We start from the raw sequence: 16,550 nt of genomic DNA on the forward strand, positions 1-16,550 counted from the left end.
TTTTTATCTGATATAATTTAACATTTCATACTAAAAGAGTAGTAATAAAACTCAATATCCAGGCGAAAAGTTTCAAAATTCGATAATTCAATTCCTTAATTTGGTTATGCCGTATTATATTAGTCTTATTAAGTTATTTTCAGCCTATTCTCTCATTATTATAAACGAGGATAGGACAATAGAAAAGCTAAGCCTGTTAATATATCTACTCTATTGACAAACGATAGTCTAGAATACTACTAAAATCATCTTTCTTCATTACCTTCTTTAATAGTTTTTTTTGCCAGCAATGCACTTATCGCTCCTATTATCGGAAATATAAGAGTTAAGAGTAAGATTGGAGTGTAGCTTCCGAAATAATCGTAACCAATTCCAAAAGGCATGGGGCCTAGAGAAGATCCGATTACGACTATCGTCATTCCTACCCCACTAATACTTCCAATATACTTTCTACCAAAGTAATTTGGCCAAATTACGTTAAGACCAATTCGTTCTAAACCGCCTGATATCCCCCATAAGACACCAAAGACAATTGCTAACCAAAATTGATTCGTAATCATTAAAAGAAGTAAGATGATAAATTGTACGACAAAAATAAAGAATAATATGTAATTTGTTTTGATTTTATCCACAATGAAACCAGACGCAAGTGCCATAGGAATTCCTACTATAGCCATTAAACTTAATACTAATGCAGCTACTTCTATCGATAATCCATTCATTTGCATGATAGAGCTGATATGAAAAGTAATCCCTGTATTAACCATTGCAGGAATCCCCACACATACTAGTATCGCCCAGAAGGCACGTGTTTTCATCGCTTCTTTTAATGTCCAATCTTCTTCAGCCTCTACATTAGTAGAAGCAAGAAGTCCTTCTTGGTTGATTTCCTTTTTCTCTGAAAAGCCATCAGGTTCTAATCCGATTTTTTCTGGCCTATTCACTACACCAAAAAAAGCAATCGGAACAAATATAATTAACAGAGCAAATCCCCAAAATTGCCATGCAGTTTGCCAATCCCATCTTTGAATAATCCATGTATTTATAATTGGAAATAAGGACGCACTACCAAATGAAAATAAAGTTAAAAGGCCAAATGCTTTTCCTCTCTTTTTAACAAACCATTGAGCTACTAATGTATTTGGGATAAGCGACATACTTCCTTGACCAAGAATTCGGACGAGAAAAAAACCAATTGCAAGCATCCAAATACTTGTAATAAAACTATTATAGAAACAAGCTATTAAAAATAGGAGACCTATTAGGACCATCATAAACCGTTGGCCGAATCGATCGATAAACTTACCTACAAACACCATTAATAAACCAGCTGCCAACGTAGCTATTGAATAAACACTAGATACTTGAGTGCGTGACCATCCAAATTCCGTAATGTATTCATCTATAAATTGAGAATTAGAATATGTTTGACCCGGGCCAGAAAAAAATAAACCTAAACCTGCTATGATAAGAATAAACCATCCATAGTAAATTCGTTGAAAGACTTTTAACTTATGTAACATGCACTTCACTCCTAGACGTTATAAAAACAGTACAATTCATTTTAGCAATTACTCTTTAATAAGGAAAGGTAAGCGTTTAATATAAGCTGTTCTTTTCTGAAGAGTAAGATGTGCTAAATCACCCCCGTACACTACCCTAAAGATTATCCTTTTGTCGAGGACACCTGAAAAGGGGCTGGGACAGAATTATTTAATCATACTACAAACCGAACGATTCGTTAGAATCAGGGAGTAAATGTGGTGCAAGAGGGAGAACCATTCGATGGGCCTTTCAGGGCGAGGCAGGTAAAAGAGGCTTTCAGCCGCAGAGTAAAAAGGCCGAGCATAAAAAAATAGCACGAAAATCCAATCAAATCATGGAAAGGATATAAATAGCCAAGTCAAAATACAAGACTCCTGCAGGAAAAGCAACAGCCGAAAATCCATTACAAAAGTTTTTATATAACTTTTGTAATTAGTTGAGGCGTTGCCGAGGTATAGGAAACACTGTGCAAGTATTTTTTGCACAGATGTTAACTTATACCCTATGGGTAAAAGCGAAGTATTTTGACAAGGCGTTAGTATAACACTCGGATTTTGCATTATGAAAATTACTTCTGTCTCAGTTCTCTTTTTCTATCTAAAACAGACGTTTCCATGTTTCTGGTCCAACGATTCCATCTACTTTAAGACGATTCTCTCTTTGAAATTGTTTTACTGCTGCTTCCGTATTTGCTCCAAATATACCATCAGGGTCCGTACCTACTTTTCTTTGAATCGCCTTTACAGTGTCTCCACGCGATCCCCTTCTAATTAAGCTTCCAGGATATTTACGAACACTATTTAACGCCTTCTCTAATGCGTTCCATGTTTCTGTGCCAACTATACCGTCCACTCGAATCATTTCTTGTTTTTGAAATTCCCTTACAGCTACCTCTGTCTCTCGTCCAAATCTCCCATCTACTCCATATCTATTTAAGTTCATTCCTACAGTGATTAATTGTTCTTGTAGTTCTCTCAATGCTGCCCCACTCATCCCATAGCGCAATGTCCGAGATTCTTTTGAGCGATCATTTACCGCATTCTGTAATCGTGACCTAGTAACAGGTCCCGCTATACCATCAACTGTTATATTCTGTTGTAACTGAAATCTCCTTATAGCAAGCTCTGTTTCCTGACCGTAGATCCCATCAGCTCCATGATTTGATAATGCTATGCCAATAGATTGAAGTTGCTCTTGTAATTCCCTAACTTCTCTACCACGCATACCTCTTCTTAAAGTGGAGGTGTTATTATTATTGGACTGATTACCCCCGCTAGATTGAAAGTTATTTAAATAACTAATTGGTTCCAACGTGGAGCCTTCTCGATTGCTACGGTAACCATATGGCGGCATTCTATCATCATTCGTTCGCACCTCAAAATGCAAATGTGAACCTGTAGATTGTCCAGTATTTCCTTGATAGCCTATGATTTGATTTTGGCGTATTTGATTTCCAGTCCTAACTGCTACCCGATCTAAATGTGCGTATAGCTGTAAGTTATTATTCTTGTCCAGAAGAACTACAACATTTCCATACCCACCAAGTCCCGAGCCACTTCGTCCAACTCCAGCATAGACTACTTCGCCTGCAGTAAAGGCATGGATAGGCGCTTGATGACTTTTCACCAAATCGACACCTGCATGAAAACTATTGGACCCACTAATAGGACTTCGTCGTCTTCCATAATGACTTGTAATTCGATACCCTCTAAAGGTTTGTGCCATTCATTTTAACCTCCTAATCGAGTTTCCTTATTAGCTTATGAGGCAACACAAAAATTGGAGACGTTTTTAACCTCTTTTTCTCATTTTTCTATTCAATTTCAAAATACCTTTACACCTGTTACTATCTTGCTGCATATTAAAAATTGAATCGATTCACTTAAATAATCTTAGATTTAGTTTAAAAAGTGTTGCTCCTTATTCATATAAAAAGCAGATTCCTTTTCCTTTTCTCCTTAATATGTTTACAATAAGAAAAGTTATTTTTATAAATGAAAAATGAGGTGAGCTCATGAAAGTAGAAATTTGGTCAGATTTTGTATGTCCATTTTGTTATATCGGAAAAACCAAATTGGAGCAGGCAATCGAGCGATTTCCGGAAAAATTATCCGTTGAGAAAGAATATAAAAGTTTTCAATTAGATCCACAAGCAAAACCATACGATGGAACGAGTATTCATGAATCACTCGCAGCCAAATATAATATGAGTGTAGAAAAAGCAAAAGATATGAATGAACAGGTTGGAGAACAAGCGAAAATGGTGGGCCTAGACTTTGTATTTGATACGATGAAGCATGGAAATACACTCGATGCTCATCGTCTAACTAAATTTGCTAAAGCCGAAGGAAAAGAAGAAGATATGGTGAACCATTTACTATATAGTTATTTCACACTTTCCATTGACATTAGTAATCATGAGGCTCTCTTAGAAGTTGCAGGGAAAGTTGGACTAGACACAGATAAAGCGAGAGCTGTTTTAGAAGATGATGAAACATATAAACAAGAAGTAAATAATGATATTTCTAAGGCTCAATCACTTGGAATAACCGGTGTACCATTCTTCGTATTTAATGGAAAATATGCTATCTCTGGTGCACAACCTCTGGAAACTTTTATGCAAGCTCTAGAAAAAGTTGCGGAAGAGGAAAATCAAGGATTTGAAGATCTATCAAGTAATAACAATGGTAGCTATTGTGATGGAAATTCTTGCTCCCGATAAAACCGTCACTAAAAATTGAAATAGACGAGAAAGATAATGACTTATAGAATAACGTGGGAACGGAATGATTCATTAGAATCAGATAGTTCCCACATTTTTATTACGTTGTCTAAAACCCCCTCGATAAATGAATATTCTTCTTATTATGTTGCAAGTTCTTCGTTATTTTCACCCGAAAATGACTTATTCAATTCACTTATAGTTCTAAAATCCCCCAAGAACTAGTCTAAAGTCCTTATTAATACGTTTTCATATTATGCTAAAGTTCTTATCGAAAAATGACAAAATCCATGATATAATCTATTTGAACTACATTTTTTAAGTTATTATCCTTATTTTCGACAAAGAACGGAGTGATATACCATTCCTATTAAAGTAAACCCTTCCATTTGGACAAATAGACCTAATTTTTTTATTCCATTTTGTAAGTGCTTTATTTTCTTTGTCTCGAAAAAATTTATAAAAATTGAAAGTATTGAATACTAAACTATCATTGTCTTGAATTCAGAAAGTCTATCTCTTTGTCACAGTTATACTCTCTCTTATATTCAGTTTTATTGAAACGCCAAATAATTGTTAAACATCCTAACACTATAAATGGAGGATATACATAATGAAAAAAATAAAATTTAAAAAGCCTAGATGGTTAAAGGGATTCAAGGTAAAGAACCCTTTAAAAAATCGTCAATTATTTAAGAAGTTGTCTAGAAAAGATAAAAAAACGACTAAGACTATATCAGGTGGCATAGAAGTTAAGAAAAAAGATTCAATTAGCACTCGAATTCTATTAGGCCTTCTATTATCGACACTTTTAGCGGTAGTTGTTGTAGGCGTATCTTCTTACCTTATTTCTAATAATATAATTAAAGAAAAAGTTACAGATGCATCCGAACAAACAATTATTCAGGCCGGTGATAAGCTAGACTACATGATGCAAGGACATCGAGATAGGATTAGCGAGCTTTTATTAAGCGATAATTTCACTACTACTTTGACGGAAGTTACTCGATTTGAAAACACAAATAGCTTTGAATATTACACTGCGAAGAAGGTTATTGATGATGCACTTACCAACATTTCGATGGTAGATAAAAATGTAACTCTTTATTTGTTAGATTTAGATAAAGATACATTAATCTCATCTTCGGCGACTGTTCCCGAAGTCAACATTTTAGAATCTGAATGGTATAAGGAAGCTAAGGAAGCAGATCAATCTACTTACTGGGTTGGTGGTTTAGAAAAAGGTGTTTCTCAATCTAATAAAGAACCTACCATTTTATTTACGCAGAGACTAAGTATTTCTAAAACAGATTTCTTATTACTAATTGAACTAAACAAAGCGGTATTCGCTGATGCATTGGAAAGTGTTCGTTTTGGTGAAGATGAAAGAGCTTACGTTGTGAATGAAAATAATCAAGTTGTTTTCTCTTTTGAAAACAATGAGATTACAAATGCCTACCCTTATAAATTTTCGATGGACGAGGGAACAAACGTGACACAAGTGAATGATGAGCTTGTTTTCCATTATCCATCTACTGTTACGGATTGGTACTATGTTGGTTCTGTGTCTGAATCCGAACTAACGAAAGATACAAGAATCATTTTCTACATTACGATCGGAATTATTATTCTATCTTTAATTGTAGCGTTCTTTATCGCTAACTTTATTGTTCGCTCTATTGCTACACCATTAGCGAATATGTCTGGTCTTATGGCACAAGCACAAGACGGAGATTTACGTGTTCGTTCTAATGATGTAAGTCGAAAAGATGAAATTGGTTATTTAGCGAAGAGCTTTAATCAAATGTTAGAGAACATCAATGATTTAATGCACCGTACAACGGAATCTTCAAATAAGGTAATGAGTGCAGCAGCAGAATTATCTGAAATCGCGCAAGCACAGTCTCAATCAGCTAAAGAAGTATCCGCTGCATCCGAAGAGATTGCAAGTGGTGCGGCAGGATTAACAGATGAGGCAGAACGAGGTAATACATTAGCAAGCAGTATTCATGATGAAGTCGAAAATGTATATCGAAATAATAGTGAAATGGAAAACTATGCAATTAATGTACTAGAAACAAGCCATCAAGGACTAGAAAAAATGAATGAACTCGTCCAAAAGACAAAAGACGGCGAACAAATGACATCCTTACTTGCTGATAAAGTAGACACATTAAAAACAAGCACCGAACAAATAAATGAAGTAATGGTAATGTTGACAAACATCGCACAGCAAACGAACCTCTTATCTTTAAACGCGGCAATAGAAGCTGCTCGTGCAGGTGAAGCTGGAAAAGGATTTGCAGTAGTTGCAGACGAAATCAGAAAGCTATCTACTCAATCTAAGGATTCAATTGACAAAGTAGAAGAAATCACTTCAGGTATTGTAAATGAAGTAAATGAGACTCTTGTTGTCTTAGAAGAAGCAAACCCTAGATTTAAAGAACAAGTGGATCAAGCAGTTGATACACAATCAATGTTGAATCAAGTTGGGGAGCAAATGGCAAGCTTTACGAGTAAGATTCAAGAAATTACGACTTCCATGGAACAATTAAGAGAATCTCAAGAGGTCTTAACTTCTACTGTTCACCAAGTAAGTGCAACAGCCGAAGAATCATCAGCAATAAGTGAAGAAGTTTCCGCTACAACGGAAGAACAGCTTAAAGTAAGTGATTCGTTAGTGACTACTTCCAATGAACTAAAGACTCTCTCCGAAGAATTACAAGAAATGATCAAACGTTTCAAAGTATAATAGCACAGAATGAAAAGAGCGTGGTACTTCCAATATGGCAGGTACCACGCTTTACTATTGATTAAAAAGAGTTATTTTAAAAGATTAGTTGATGTGCTACAATTACCATAAATAACTAATTGGAGGTGAAAAGTATTGTTAATACGGTTACTAATATCCGTCTATTACCTTCTTCTAGTTTATAATTCTTTTGAGTATATAAATACGTATATCGAAAATAATCAAATATGGATTAGTTTCTTTTTTATTGGTTTTGCACTTTTCGCATTAGCTGCCATCCCAGGATATTTTATTAAGAAAAAAACACTTGGATGGATTAGTCTTGCTTTTATTTCATTCTTAACCCTTTATCAAATTGGTGCTTTTTTTTGGGGTCTATTTAGAGAATTTGACTTGTTGTTTAGCTTATTCCTTTTTATGGTTCTCTTCTTTGTCCTTATCATTAATTTACCGATATTCTTTTATACACGTAAACATCTATTACAAACAAATAATTATTCTACGACTAACACAGCAACTGAATGATACAACTATTATTTCTTCACTGTTTTCTTATATTCCCCTCCTGGATACAGCGTGACAGAGTATAGTCTTTTTTCTTGATTTTTAATGCTGGCATACTTATCCAAATCCAGATAGTCATTATTATAAATAAACAGTTCGTTCTCATCATAAACGATTACTTGTGTTTGCCCTACTCCTGTTAAATCTGCATGAACAACATAACCATCTACCGGGAAAGTTACGACTTCATTAAGATGTCCATCGTATATGGTAGGGTAGACGCCCCCGCCTCTTCGATATGCTAATATGTAATCTTTCTCACTATTATCCCAATGCCTTAATGTTTCAATAATAGTAAGCCAACCGCCTGTCTGTCGATCTTCTTTGCCAATTTCTCTACCATGTGCATCTAATAGAAAGATACCATCTTTACCATCATCATAATGTTTTCCTCGAACAATACGATCGAGTCCTGCAATTTGCAGTCCAGGAAGGTCTTCTCTAAATTTTCCTATACTTACATGTTGGGATTCCACTGAGCCATTATATCTCCAGATTTCTTTGCCTTTCCAGCTATATAAAACGGTCACACTACCGCCAATGACTAGCTGATACTCCTTGCTACCAGGGGTAATTTGACCAATCCAAATACAATCTGCATGGTCATCTAGCTCATTACAAGACCATAAGCGTTCACCGTGACTATTCAAAAAATCGTACCCTGCCATCACTTCATCTTTTCCATCACCATCAAAATCAAACACCCACGGGTAATGACCAATATTACCTTTATGTGTCCAAAGTAGGTTGAATTCACTATCTAGCGCCCACATTTGTTCGTAGCGATTTTTTAAAATGATATCTTGTGGAAAGTCCTGACCCGTTAAATTGGCAATGATTATACAATCGTGCGCATCGTCTGCTGGTAAAGGAAACTTCTTTTTTACGTTACCTGTACTACCCTCTATAATTAAAAAGTGCTTTTCCATTACGCAAAGTACTTCATTTTCTCCATCTCCATCAATATCGTATATTTGTATCGGATAATCGCTCCCTGGTCCTCCTGGATGACGATCTAACGTACCTACTTGCCATAACTTGTTTCCATTCAGATCGAAGGCTGTCATCGCTTGCACTTGATGTGGGACATACCGATCATCGATACCACCATCTGGTTGAACGAATAGTAAATCACTTCTTCCATTACCAGTTAGATCACCAGTATACAACTTTGTATTTTTACCTGCAGTTGCGATATCCAATTTACGTAGTAAGACTGGTTCTTTCTTCTCTATCTTCATGTTCGTTTAACACCTCCTGCTTATATTCCAGACGCAAAAATGTCCGATAAGAAATGTACATAATGACTAAACTTGTCAGGCTACCTCCCAAAAAGAAAATGAAAACTGGAAAGTAAAAATATAAATAATAAAGCGTCAAACAAGCGGCTATTAAATATGCAGTACGGATCGGCGAATATATTGCGAGTAAAACTGCATTTTTAAAGTATCCAAAAATCTTATTCTCATAGTGAACAAACATCGGGAAAATATAAATAATCATAAGAACATATACCGCGGTGGCAATGATTAACATTACTCGAATAAAAGATTCCCCTGATATATCCGTAAGCGATAAAAAATTAAAATTCACATACAACATGTAGCCAAAGAGTAATAAGATAATACCTAAAACATTAGCCTTCACAAATTCTTTTCGATAAACAGACCAAAACGTTTTAAATGCTGGCATATCTCCCTCCCCCATCGACCATTTACGAAAAACAGCAAACATGGCTACGGTGCTTGGTCCAATCCCAAACAGGATTCCTCCCAATAAAGTGAAACAAATCCATAAAAAATTCACGTATAGTAATAGAAGCACCGTTTCCCCAAAATGATAAAACTTACCAAGTAAGCCGCTATCTAACATATAAAATACCTCCATTTCATTTTTACTTAAAGGAAGGTGAAGTCTCTAAAATAGCCTTTTTCACTGTAAAATTAGCATAAGCAGCCTTCATGGGTGCCATCTGACGAAACCCTACTTTTCCATTCGTATAAATGGGACCATAGTTTTGCCCATTATCCTTCCACTCCAAGACAGGTAACCCATTAATCGAAAATTGGACGATATCGTTATACTTTACAACACGCATTCGATAATAAGATTCGGAATCAGACGCAGCTGGCAAAGGGTCCGCACCTTGAGCAACTAGATGAAATCCGTAGCTCTTCCGTAAGTTACATGTTCGAAAGGCGCGTTCTTCCCTATGTTTTCTGCGGTAATACGATAAATGTAAGGTGTTCAAAGAACCTGAATGATACTGAGGATAATAACCCGTCCGTTTCGGTAGTACATCCGCCATAATATCCTCTCCATTTCGCCCCTTTGCAGCCAAAAACAGCATACATAAACCATGTTCACTAAGTGGAGTAAATTCCCACTCGATGATTATCTGGTCAGGGAAGTCTTCAGGACACCATAATACCCAATGTGCATGATCACCATATTCTAGTGCATCTCGTTGATGACTGAATACTAGTTTTCCTTCTAATTCACGAATCCCTATTTCTCCTTCTTGAATCCAATCACTAATGTCCGTTTTTTGTGATAATGGGTTCTTATATATGAGCTCGCCATCACTAAATGAATGATAATTCATTTAAATGCTCCTCCTTATTAACGGTAAGTAAGGGTAAAGTTAACCTATGCCACTCATAGCTAACTATCCTTTTACAGAACCAAGCATGACACCCTTCGCAAAGTGCTTTTGTAGAAACGGATAAAATAATAAAATTGGCACTGTTGCTACTACAATAACTGCTAGTTTCACAGATTCCTCAGGTGGCTCATAGAGAGATGCTTCTGCAATATCCCCAATTCCAACATTCGCTACCATCACTAATTGCTGTAATAATAATTGGATCGGCCACTTTGTTGTATCTTTTAAATAGAGTAATGCTTGAAAGAAATCATTCCAATAGTAGACGGCATAAAACAATGTAAATGTAGCAATAACAGGCTTGGATAATGGTAGCATTACTCTCCAAAACGTTTGGAATTCTGTACAACCATCTATTTTAGATGCATCCTCCAGCTCTTTCGGTAGCTCTTGAAAGAAAGTTTTCACGATAATAAGGTTAAATGGATTGATTGCAAGTGGTAAAATAAGAGCCCAAATAGAATCTAGTAAACCAAGACTTCGTACTAGAATAAAGGTAGGAATCATTCCACCACTAAATAACATCGAGAATAACACTAAATTCAAAATTACATTTCTACCTATCATAGTTCTTCTCGATAAAGGGTATGCCATCGTTAACGTTAATATCATACTTATTATCGTTCCAACGATCGTCACTAGAATCGAAACACCTAGACTTCGAATTACTGAATTGGTAGAGAATATATAACGGTAAGCATCTGTTGTTATCTCCTTAGGGAATATAAAAAAGGACCTTGTTGCAAGTTCAGTTTCAGATGCAAATGAGCCTGCTACGATATATAAAAATGGAACAACGGTTATTATCGCAACAAGTAACAGAAAAATATGATTAAAAAAATCAAAAATTCTACCAGCTGTTGTATTATGCATCTTGTGCATATCACATACCTCCAATTCTTTAGAATAGTCCACCTTGACCAAGTTTCTTCGCCAACCTATCTGCACCAACAATTAATACAATTCCAACTACTGATTTAAATAAGCCGACTGCTGTACTATAGCTAAACGCTCCTTCTGTAATACCGACGAAATATACATACGTATCAAAAACATCTGCAACACTACGGTTAAGAGAGTTTGACATTAAATATATTTGCTGGAACCCTGTATCCAAGAAATTACCTAAACGCAAAATTAATAAGATAACGATTGTGCTACGTAATGCAGGTAAAGTAACGTGCCACAATCTTCTAAAACGTCCAGCTCCATCTACAATTGCAGCTTCATATTGCTCTTGATCAACACTAGCTAAAGCCGCTAGAAAGATTACCGTCCCCCAACCTGTCTCCTTCCAAATAATTTGTCCAATAATCATTGGGCGGAACCAATCTGGACTCGATAGAAAGTTGATTTTCTCACCTAATAAACCTTCTAACAATTCGTTAACTACCCCACCACTAGTAGTAAGGAAAACATAGCTAATACTCGCAATAATTACCCAAGACATGAAATGCGGAACATATACGAAAGTCTGGATTGCTCGTTTATAAAAGCTAATTCGTATTTCATTTAAGAGTAATGCTAGAATAATAGGTGCAGGAAAAAAGAAAACTAAATCATATAGGGCTAAAATAAATGTGTTCCTTAATAACCGTAAAAAATCCGGATTAGAAAAGAAATATTGAAAATGTTCGAATCCAACCCAATTACTTCCTAGTAATCCCCTAAAAGGTGAATAGTCTTGAAAAGCTATCAGTACTCCCCACATTGGAAAATATTTAAAAACGATAAAGTAAATTAACCCGGGTAATACCATGAGATAAAGCCATTTTTCTTTTCCCATTTTCGCCCATTTACTTTTCTTTCTCGGTTGTTTTACTACTACAGAATCCAAAACTTCCCCTCCTTGTAAGTAAACGTGATATAAAAAGCAGGGAGTCTAAGACATCACCTGCTTTTTAATCTCCATAATTTTTACTGTGCTTCCTTATGAAGTTGGTTGATTTCTTCGATATAGTCGTCTCCTCCGCTGCTTCTCCATAATTCCACTGCTTCTTCTAAGCCCGATTCATCAATTTGTCCAACAATATACTGAATTCTTGCATCAAGTATAATGTTATCCATTTGTTGTCCCTTTTTAGCATATACATCTGAAATGTAAGGCTCTGCAGGGTTAGCCACGACGATATCTTCATTTTCAAGCTTTAAGTCCTCTTCTAGTTGTCTTAATTCACTCGTATCAGGTGTTAAGCTTAATGGTTCTGGAATGTACATAAGTAGCTGGTTTAAGCCATCCATCTCTGCAAGTAATCCAGCATCATCTTTTACAAGAGATACATATTCCCCGTCTTCGATTTCAAAATGGCGACCTTCGATACCATTTTCAGCTAATATTTGTGCTTCCTCATCATTCATCTTATCTAAGAATGAGAGTACTTTTTTCAATTCCTCTTCGTCTTTAACAGCAGTTGTAGATATCGATAGCATTCCTGAATATCCTGATGTAGGTAAATTCTTCATACCAAACGGTCCTTCCACGGCCTTGATAACAGTGATTGGGTCTTCATTTTCCGGTTCAGCGTCGATAATTTTTTCTTGGATACGGTGACCTTCATCAAGTACGTTTACTTGAACACCTGCTTCACCCGCTACTACCGGGTCAGACCATTGTGCTGGATCCATTACAGCAAAGTCTTCATTAACCAATCCTTCATCATAAAGCTTTTTAAAGAAGTCTAGTGCATCCTTATAATTATCATCTAAGAACCAAGGGTATAAGTTACCATCATCATCGATACCCCATTTATTTGGAACTCCAAACCATGTTTGCATAACATCCCACGGACCTTCATACTTTGATACTACTAAACCATACGTATCATCTTGTCCATTTCCATCAGGATCTTCTTCCGTAAAAGCCTTCAACATATTATAAAAATCGTCAATTGTTTTTGGTTCCTCTAAACCTAAATTTTCTAACCAATCTTTTCGTATGATAACTCCATTCCGTCCTAAATCCCTTGATCGGTAGATTCCAAATATTTTTCCATTAATTGAGCTATTATTTAATATGATTTCGTTTGCTTGACTTAAATTCGGGTAATCATCTAAATAAGGCCCTAGTTCCCAAAAAGCCCCATCTTCAACAGCACTAATAAAACTCGGTGATTTACCTGGCACATACATGACATGAGGTAAATCGCCAGACGATAGGGTGATATTGAATTTGTCTTCTAAATTACTATTTGGTGCCCACTCAATTGTCAAATCAGTATTTGTGTAGTCCTCTAATGCTTGCCAAACCGGACTGCTGTCTGTAGGTGGCTCTGTCGTAAAGGTAGGTACAAAAACATCGATAGCCATCCTATCTTCATTTTCCTCGTCCGAACTGTCCGAATTTGAATTAGAATTTGTGCTTGATTCCTCACTGTCACTACTACAAGCTGTTATAAAAAGTAATCCAAATGCGAATATAGCTAGTAGTAACAAGCGTAATTTACTTGCTTTCATCATTTTATGACCTCCCATTTTTTAAGAATCCATAAGATTAAACGTTATGTTGTTTCGTTAAAACTGCTTTATCACCTCTTTTCTTTTTTACAGCTCGTTTGCTGCTACACCAAATATAAAACGCTTACATTTTTCCAGCAATAATCATTTTTTGTCATCCTTTACACTATAGCTAATTTTACAGATTCTACTTGGAAAGGGGCTATGTTATTTAGCACCTTTTTGCATTTTGACACTTTCTTGCATATTGAATAATTGAGGAAATGCATCCTTGTTTGGTGGCATATCCTGTAACAGCTCCAAACATACGATTACATTAATACACCATTGTGAAATTGTGTTCGTTGTTATCCAAGGTATTTCTTCTATTCTCTTCCAGTCGTTCACTTCTTCCACTACAATTGGCAGCGGTGTATGACTATATTTTTCATCTAACAATAATGTCCAAGCTTTTTCTGCTAGTTCTAAATTATTTTTGTGCTTGGCTGCATAGGCTGTCATGGCTGCTGCAAACATCGGCCAATGAAAATGCTGATCATTTAATACATTGTTTGTTTTATTTCTTTTTTCCTGATCAGATAGGACATAAAACTCTCCATATTCTGCGAGCATATCCTTCCATTCCTCATCCTCTAACAATTCAGCAATCTCCATCCAAACTTGTGGTGCACCAAACGCTATCATCATATGGTATCCACCTGTTCCATCTCCCATATGTGTCAATTGTGATGTTTCTGGATCATAGCCAAATGTTGGTCCCGACAACAATCGTAAGGGTAGTTTCTTTAAAGTGTTCATGCCGCTCGTTATTTTATCTAGATATTTAGTATTTTCTGTTCGCTCCCACTCGACCAACCAATTAGACGTAAATGCCGCCCAATCTGGTCCTGACCTTACATGCGTTGGATATTGATCCTTCGGAAAATATTCTCTCATTGGATCTAAATCCCTTGTCGCATAGTCCGCATCTTTCACTTCTTTTAATAACTCTCCTGTTCGTTCATCAGCTGTTAAATAATAATAGTAACGATACAAGCCTGCCATACTAACTCTTACCTCTTTACAGCCACAACCCCAATGGCTCACATTATGTCGTGAACCCAAACCTTTATATTCTCCAAAATGGTAACAATCAACCTCACTAGTATGTCGTGTCATCGCTTCTGCAAAATCAAAGATATCATTTCTTCCTGTTCGAAAAAACATATACCAGAGCCATATGTTCGGAGCAAGCTCCGTATTTTGCCAAGCAAATCCACCTAAATCATAGCGCCACTGATGGCGAATCGGATCATACGTATGCATGACATCTCCATAATTCCAGAATCCATACCAACTCCGCTGTTCAACTTCTCTTTTATAAAACGTAAAAGCATTGTCTAACTCGACCTCTAAAAATCGGTGAAACGGTGAAGATTCGTTTGGTAAGCTATAGGCACCTACTGCTTTCGTTTCATAATAGTATGATGGTTCACAAATTAATAATGGGTTGTTTCTCCAATTATCTATATAATCTTGAAACTCTTCCTTCTTGGGTATTTTGCTATAAAATGAAATAAACAACTCATTCGTATTTGCGATTCCAATCGGAGTTGCTCGCATTTCATCAAATCCTTCGTAAGCACTCTTTACATATGTTTCGTTGCTATAATGGCGTAAATCCATTGCCTCACTGTCTGGAGACCAAAGCCAAATCGTTAAAACGGGTTCTCCAGCTAATTGATTCACCTCTAATCCAGCAGGATGCTTCTCACGCATCTTCGGATGTGAAATAGCGATTGCACCGTTTTTACTTCCTACACACATTGCACCACTTGCCCTTTCTCCATGGGCAATTTCAATCCATGCATGGTTCGCTGATGTTCGTTTCAGCATTTTATAATGATTAGCTGAGTCATGAACAATTTTATAATCATTCCATATCGCATTCGCCGTTACATGCTCCTTCAGTTGTTCAAACTCATCTAAATCGACTTCGATATTTTCAATTTGCTTTGCATATAACCCGTTAGCATGTTGAAAACTCCTTGTTAATAAAAGTTGAGCAGCTTCACTATAAACCCCAGTTTCTGTTCCAATTTGAACATAACGATTCCATGGTGGCTCACCAGTTGAAGCTGAGTTTACTTTTAACGCCATTCCTTTTATAAAATACTTTGATGGATTGATATCAATCATCTGTGTATGAATTACCTTAATAGAATTCGTATTCAGACGAAATTCCAAACGGAGTATGAAAGGTAATACTCGATGATTTTCATTATTAATATGATGTCCTGTAACTTTGGTAACCGAGCGAATCTGACCTGATGTTTCGATTATCACATCATCGATTACCCCTCTGTAAGTACTCTCCACCCTTACCTTTTTATCTCCGGATTCTTCTCGTTGCTCAAGCAATGTTTCAAGCGATAAATTTGAAGCAACAATACGATTATCTTTTCTAATCTCATCAATAAGAATATTACCCTCTCTTAAAATTCGATAATTCATGTTACCAGTATGAATCACTAGTGAAGATGGTGTTTCCTCCACTTGAATCCTTTGTGAAGAGAGAGTAGACACAGACTTTCGCTTGATTGCTAGATTCGCCTCTCCAGCTAATAATGCTGAGTGAGCCGTCCATTTTATCGTTCCATCTGGCCAATATGCAGTTGGTCTTACTTCGTGTAACTCTAGTTCCTCATCACCATTCCATAAAGAAAGCGGCTCATCTTTTTTCAATTTTCCTTTTGGCCAAGGTACTCCCCACGTAACTACCGTTGGTACATGTGGTCGATAAAGCCAATTAAGTTTCACCATTAAAGTTCCTCCATTCGATTACTATGTTCCAAGTAAACTTAAAAACT

At 36.3% G+C, this 16,550-nt stretch carries 12 protein-coding genes; 3 read left to right on the forward strand and 9 right to left on the reverse strand.

Features of this window, described 5'->3' with window-relative positions; translation table 11 throughout:
* Window positions 1–245 precede the first annotated feature (245 nt).
* Together GGQ92_RS09970 and GGQ92_RS09975 are read right to left on the reverse strand one after the other, a co-directional pair.
* Window positions 246–1,523, reverse strand: a complete 1,278-nt coding sequence (locus GGQ92_RS09970; RefSeq protein ID WP_184247973.1) for an MFS transporter — start codon at window positions 1,521–1,523, stop codon at window positions 246–248.
* Between the two features lie 619 nt (window positions 1,524–2,142).
* Complete coding sequence (locus tag GGQ92_RS09975; RefSeq protein ID WP_184247976.1) at window positions 2,143–3,270, reverse strand: peptidoglycan-binding protein; 1,128 nt, start codon at window positions 3,268–3,270, stop codon at window positions 2,143–2,145.
* A gap of 289 nt (window positions 3,271–3,559) precedes the next feature.
* Here GGQ92_RS09975 and GGQ92_RS09980 point away from each other — a divergent pair, with 289 nt between their 5' ends.
* The 3 genes from GGQ92_RS09980 to GGQ92_RS09990 all read left to right on the forward strand — a co-directional run bounded on the left by GGQ92_RS09980 (window position 3,560) and on the right by GGQ92_RS09990 (window position 7,544).
* The gene (locus GGQ92_RS09980; protein WP_184247979.1) at window positions 3,560–4,267 is read left to right on the forward strand and encodes a DsbA family oxidoreductase; all 708 of its coding nucleotides are present in this window, start codon (window positions 3,560–3,562) and stop codon (window positions 4,265–4,267) included.
* Between the two features lie 613 nt (window positions 4,268–4,880).
* Window positions 4,881–7,019 carry a methyl-accepting chemotaxis protein gene (locus GGQ92_RS09985; protein WP_184247982.1) on the forward strand — a complete coding sequence of 713 codons (2,139 nt, stop codon included), beginning with the start codon at window positions 4,881–4,883 and terminating at the stop codon, window positions 7,017–7,019.
* A gap of 135 nt (window positions 7,020–7,154) precedes the next feature.
* The gene (locus GGQ92_RS09990; RefSeq protein WP_184247985.1) at window positions 7,155–7,544 is read left to right on the forward strand and encodes a hypothetical protein; all 390 of its coding nucleotides are present in this window, start codon (window positions 7,155–7,157) and stop codon (window positions 7,542–7,544) included.
* 8 nt (window positions 7,545–7,552) lie between these two features.
* On the opposite strand, the gene GGQ92_RS09995 is transcribed toward GGQ92_RS09990, so the two are convergent.
* From GGQ92_RS09995 to GGQ92_RS10025, 7 genes are all read right to left on the reverse strand, one after another.
* On the reverse strand, window positions 7,553–8,824 hold the full coding sequence (locus GGQ92_RS09995) for a hypothetical protein (RefSeq protein WP_184247987.1): 1,272 nt from the start codon (window positions 8,822–8,824) through the stop codon (window positions 7,553–7,555).
* Complete coding sequence (locus GGQ92_RS10000) at window positions 8,787–9,455, reverse strand: YesL family protein (RefSeq protein ID WP_184247990.1); 669 nt, start codon at window positions 9,453–9,455, stop codon at window positions 8,787–8,789. Before GGQ92_RS10000 ends, GGQ92_RS09995 begins: the two co-directional genes overlap by 38 nt.
* A 22-nt stretch (window positions 9,456–9,477) precedes the next feature.
* Window positions 9,478–10,188: a DUF1961 family protein gene (locus GGQ92_RS10005; protein WP_184247993.1), complete on the reverse strand. Its 711-nt coding sequence runs from the start codon at window positions 10,186–10,188 to the stop codon at window positions 9,478–9,480.
* A 63-nt stretch (window positions 10,189–10,251) separates the two neighbouring features.
* Window positions 10,252–11,130 carry a carbohydrate ABC transporter permease gene (locus GGQ92_RS10010; RefSeq protein ID WP_184247996.1) on the reverse strand — a complete coding sequence of 293 codons (879 nt, stop codon included), beginning with the start codon at window positions 11,128–11,130 and terminating at the stop codon, window positions 10,252–10,254.
* A 19-nt stretch (window positions 11,131–11,149) separates the two neighbouring features.
* A complete protein-coding gene (locus tag GGQ92_RS10015) occupies window positions 11,150–12,034 on the reverse strand; it encodes an ABC transporter permease (protein WP_184248133.1) in 885 nt (294 codons plus the stop codon).
* A gap of 131 nt (window positions 12,035–12,165) precedes the next feature.
* The gene (locus tag GGQ92_RS10020) at window positions 12,166–13,704 is read right to left on the reverse strand and encodes an extracellular solute-binding protein (RefSeq protein ID WP_246384353.1); all 1,539 of its coding nucleotides are present in this window, start codon (window positions 13,702–13,704) and stop codon (window positions 12,166–12,168) included.
* Between the two features lie 204 nt (window positions 13,705–13,908).
* On the reverse strand, window positions 13,909–16,503 hold the full coding sequence (locus GGQ92_RS10025; protein WP_184247999.1) for an exo-rhamnogalacturonan lyase family protein: 2,595 nt from the start codon (window positions 16,501–16,503) through the stop codon (window positions 13,909–13,911).
* Window positions 16,504–16,550 lie beyond the last annotated feature (47 nt).

The sequence above is a fragment of the Gracilibacillus halotolerans genome, assembly GCF_014206945.1.
Taxonomy (GTDB): Bacteria; Bacillota; Bacilli; order Bacillales; family Amphibacillaceae; genus Gracilibacillus; species Gracilibacillus halotolerans.

Bases quoted from the DNA above. Each gene is read 5' to 3' on its own strand.
- GGQ92_RS09970 (WP_184247973.1), bottom strand. From the start codon at position 1,523: ATGTTACATAAGTTAAAAGTCTTTCAACGAATTTACTATGGATGGTTT.
- GGQ92_RS09995 (WP_184247987.1), bottom strand. From the start codon at position 8,824: ATGAAGATAGAGAAGAAAGAACCAGTCTTACTACGTAAATTGGATATC.
- GGQ92_RS10005 (WP_184247993.1), bottom strand. From the start codon at position 10,188: ATGAATTATCATTCATTTAGTGATGGCGAGCTCATATATAAGAACCCA.
- GGQ92_RS09980 (WP_184247979.1), top strand. From the start codon at position 3,560: ATGAAAGTAGAAATTTGGTCAGATTTTGTATGTCCATTTTGTTATATC.
- GGQ92_RS10000 (WP_184247990.1), bottom strand. From the start codon at position 9,455: ATGTTAGATAGCGGCTTACTTGGTAAGTTTTATCATTTTGGGGAAACG.
- GGQ92_RS10020 (WP_246384353.1), bottom strand. From the start codon at position 13,704: ATGATGAAAGCAAGTAAATTACGCTTGTTACTACTAGCTATATTCGCA.
- GGQ92_RS09985 (WP_184247982.1), top strand. From the start codon at position 4,881: ATGAAAAAAATAAAATTTAAAAAGCCTAGATGGTTAAAGGGATTCAAG.
- GGQ92_RS09975 (WP_184247976.1), bottom strand. From the start codon at position 3,270: ATGGCACAAACCTTTAGAGGGTATCGAATTACAAGTCATTATGGAAGA.
- GGQ92_RS10025 (WP_184247999.1), bottom strand. From the start codon at position 16,503: ATGGTGAAACTTAATTGGCTTTATCGACCACATGTACCAACGGTAGTT.
- GGQ92_RS10015 (WP_184248133.1), bottom strand. From the start codon at position 12,034: ATGGGAAAAGAAAAATGGCTTTATCTCATGGTATTACCCGGGTTAATT.
- GGQ92_RS10010 (WP_184247996.1), bottom strand. From the start codon at position 11,130: ATGCACAAGATGCATAATACAACAGCTGGTAGAATTTTTGATTTTTTT.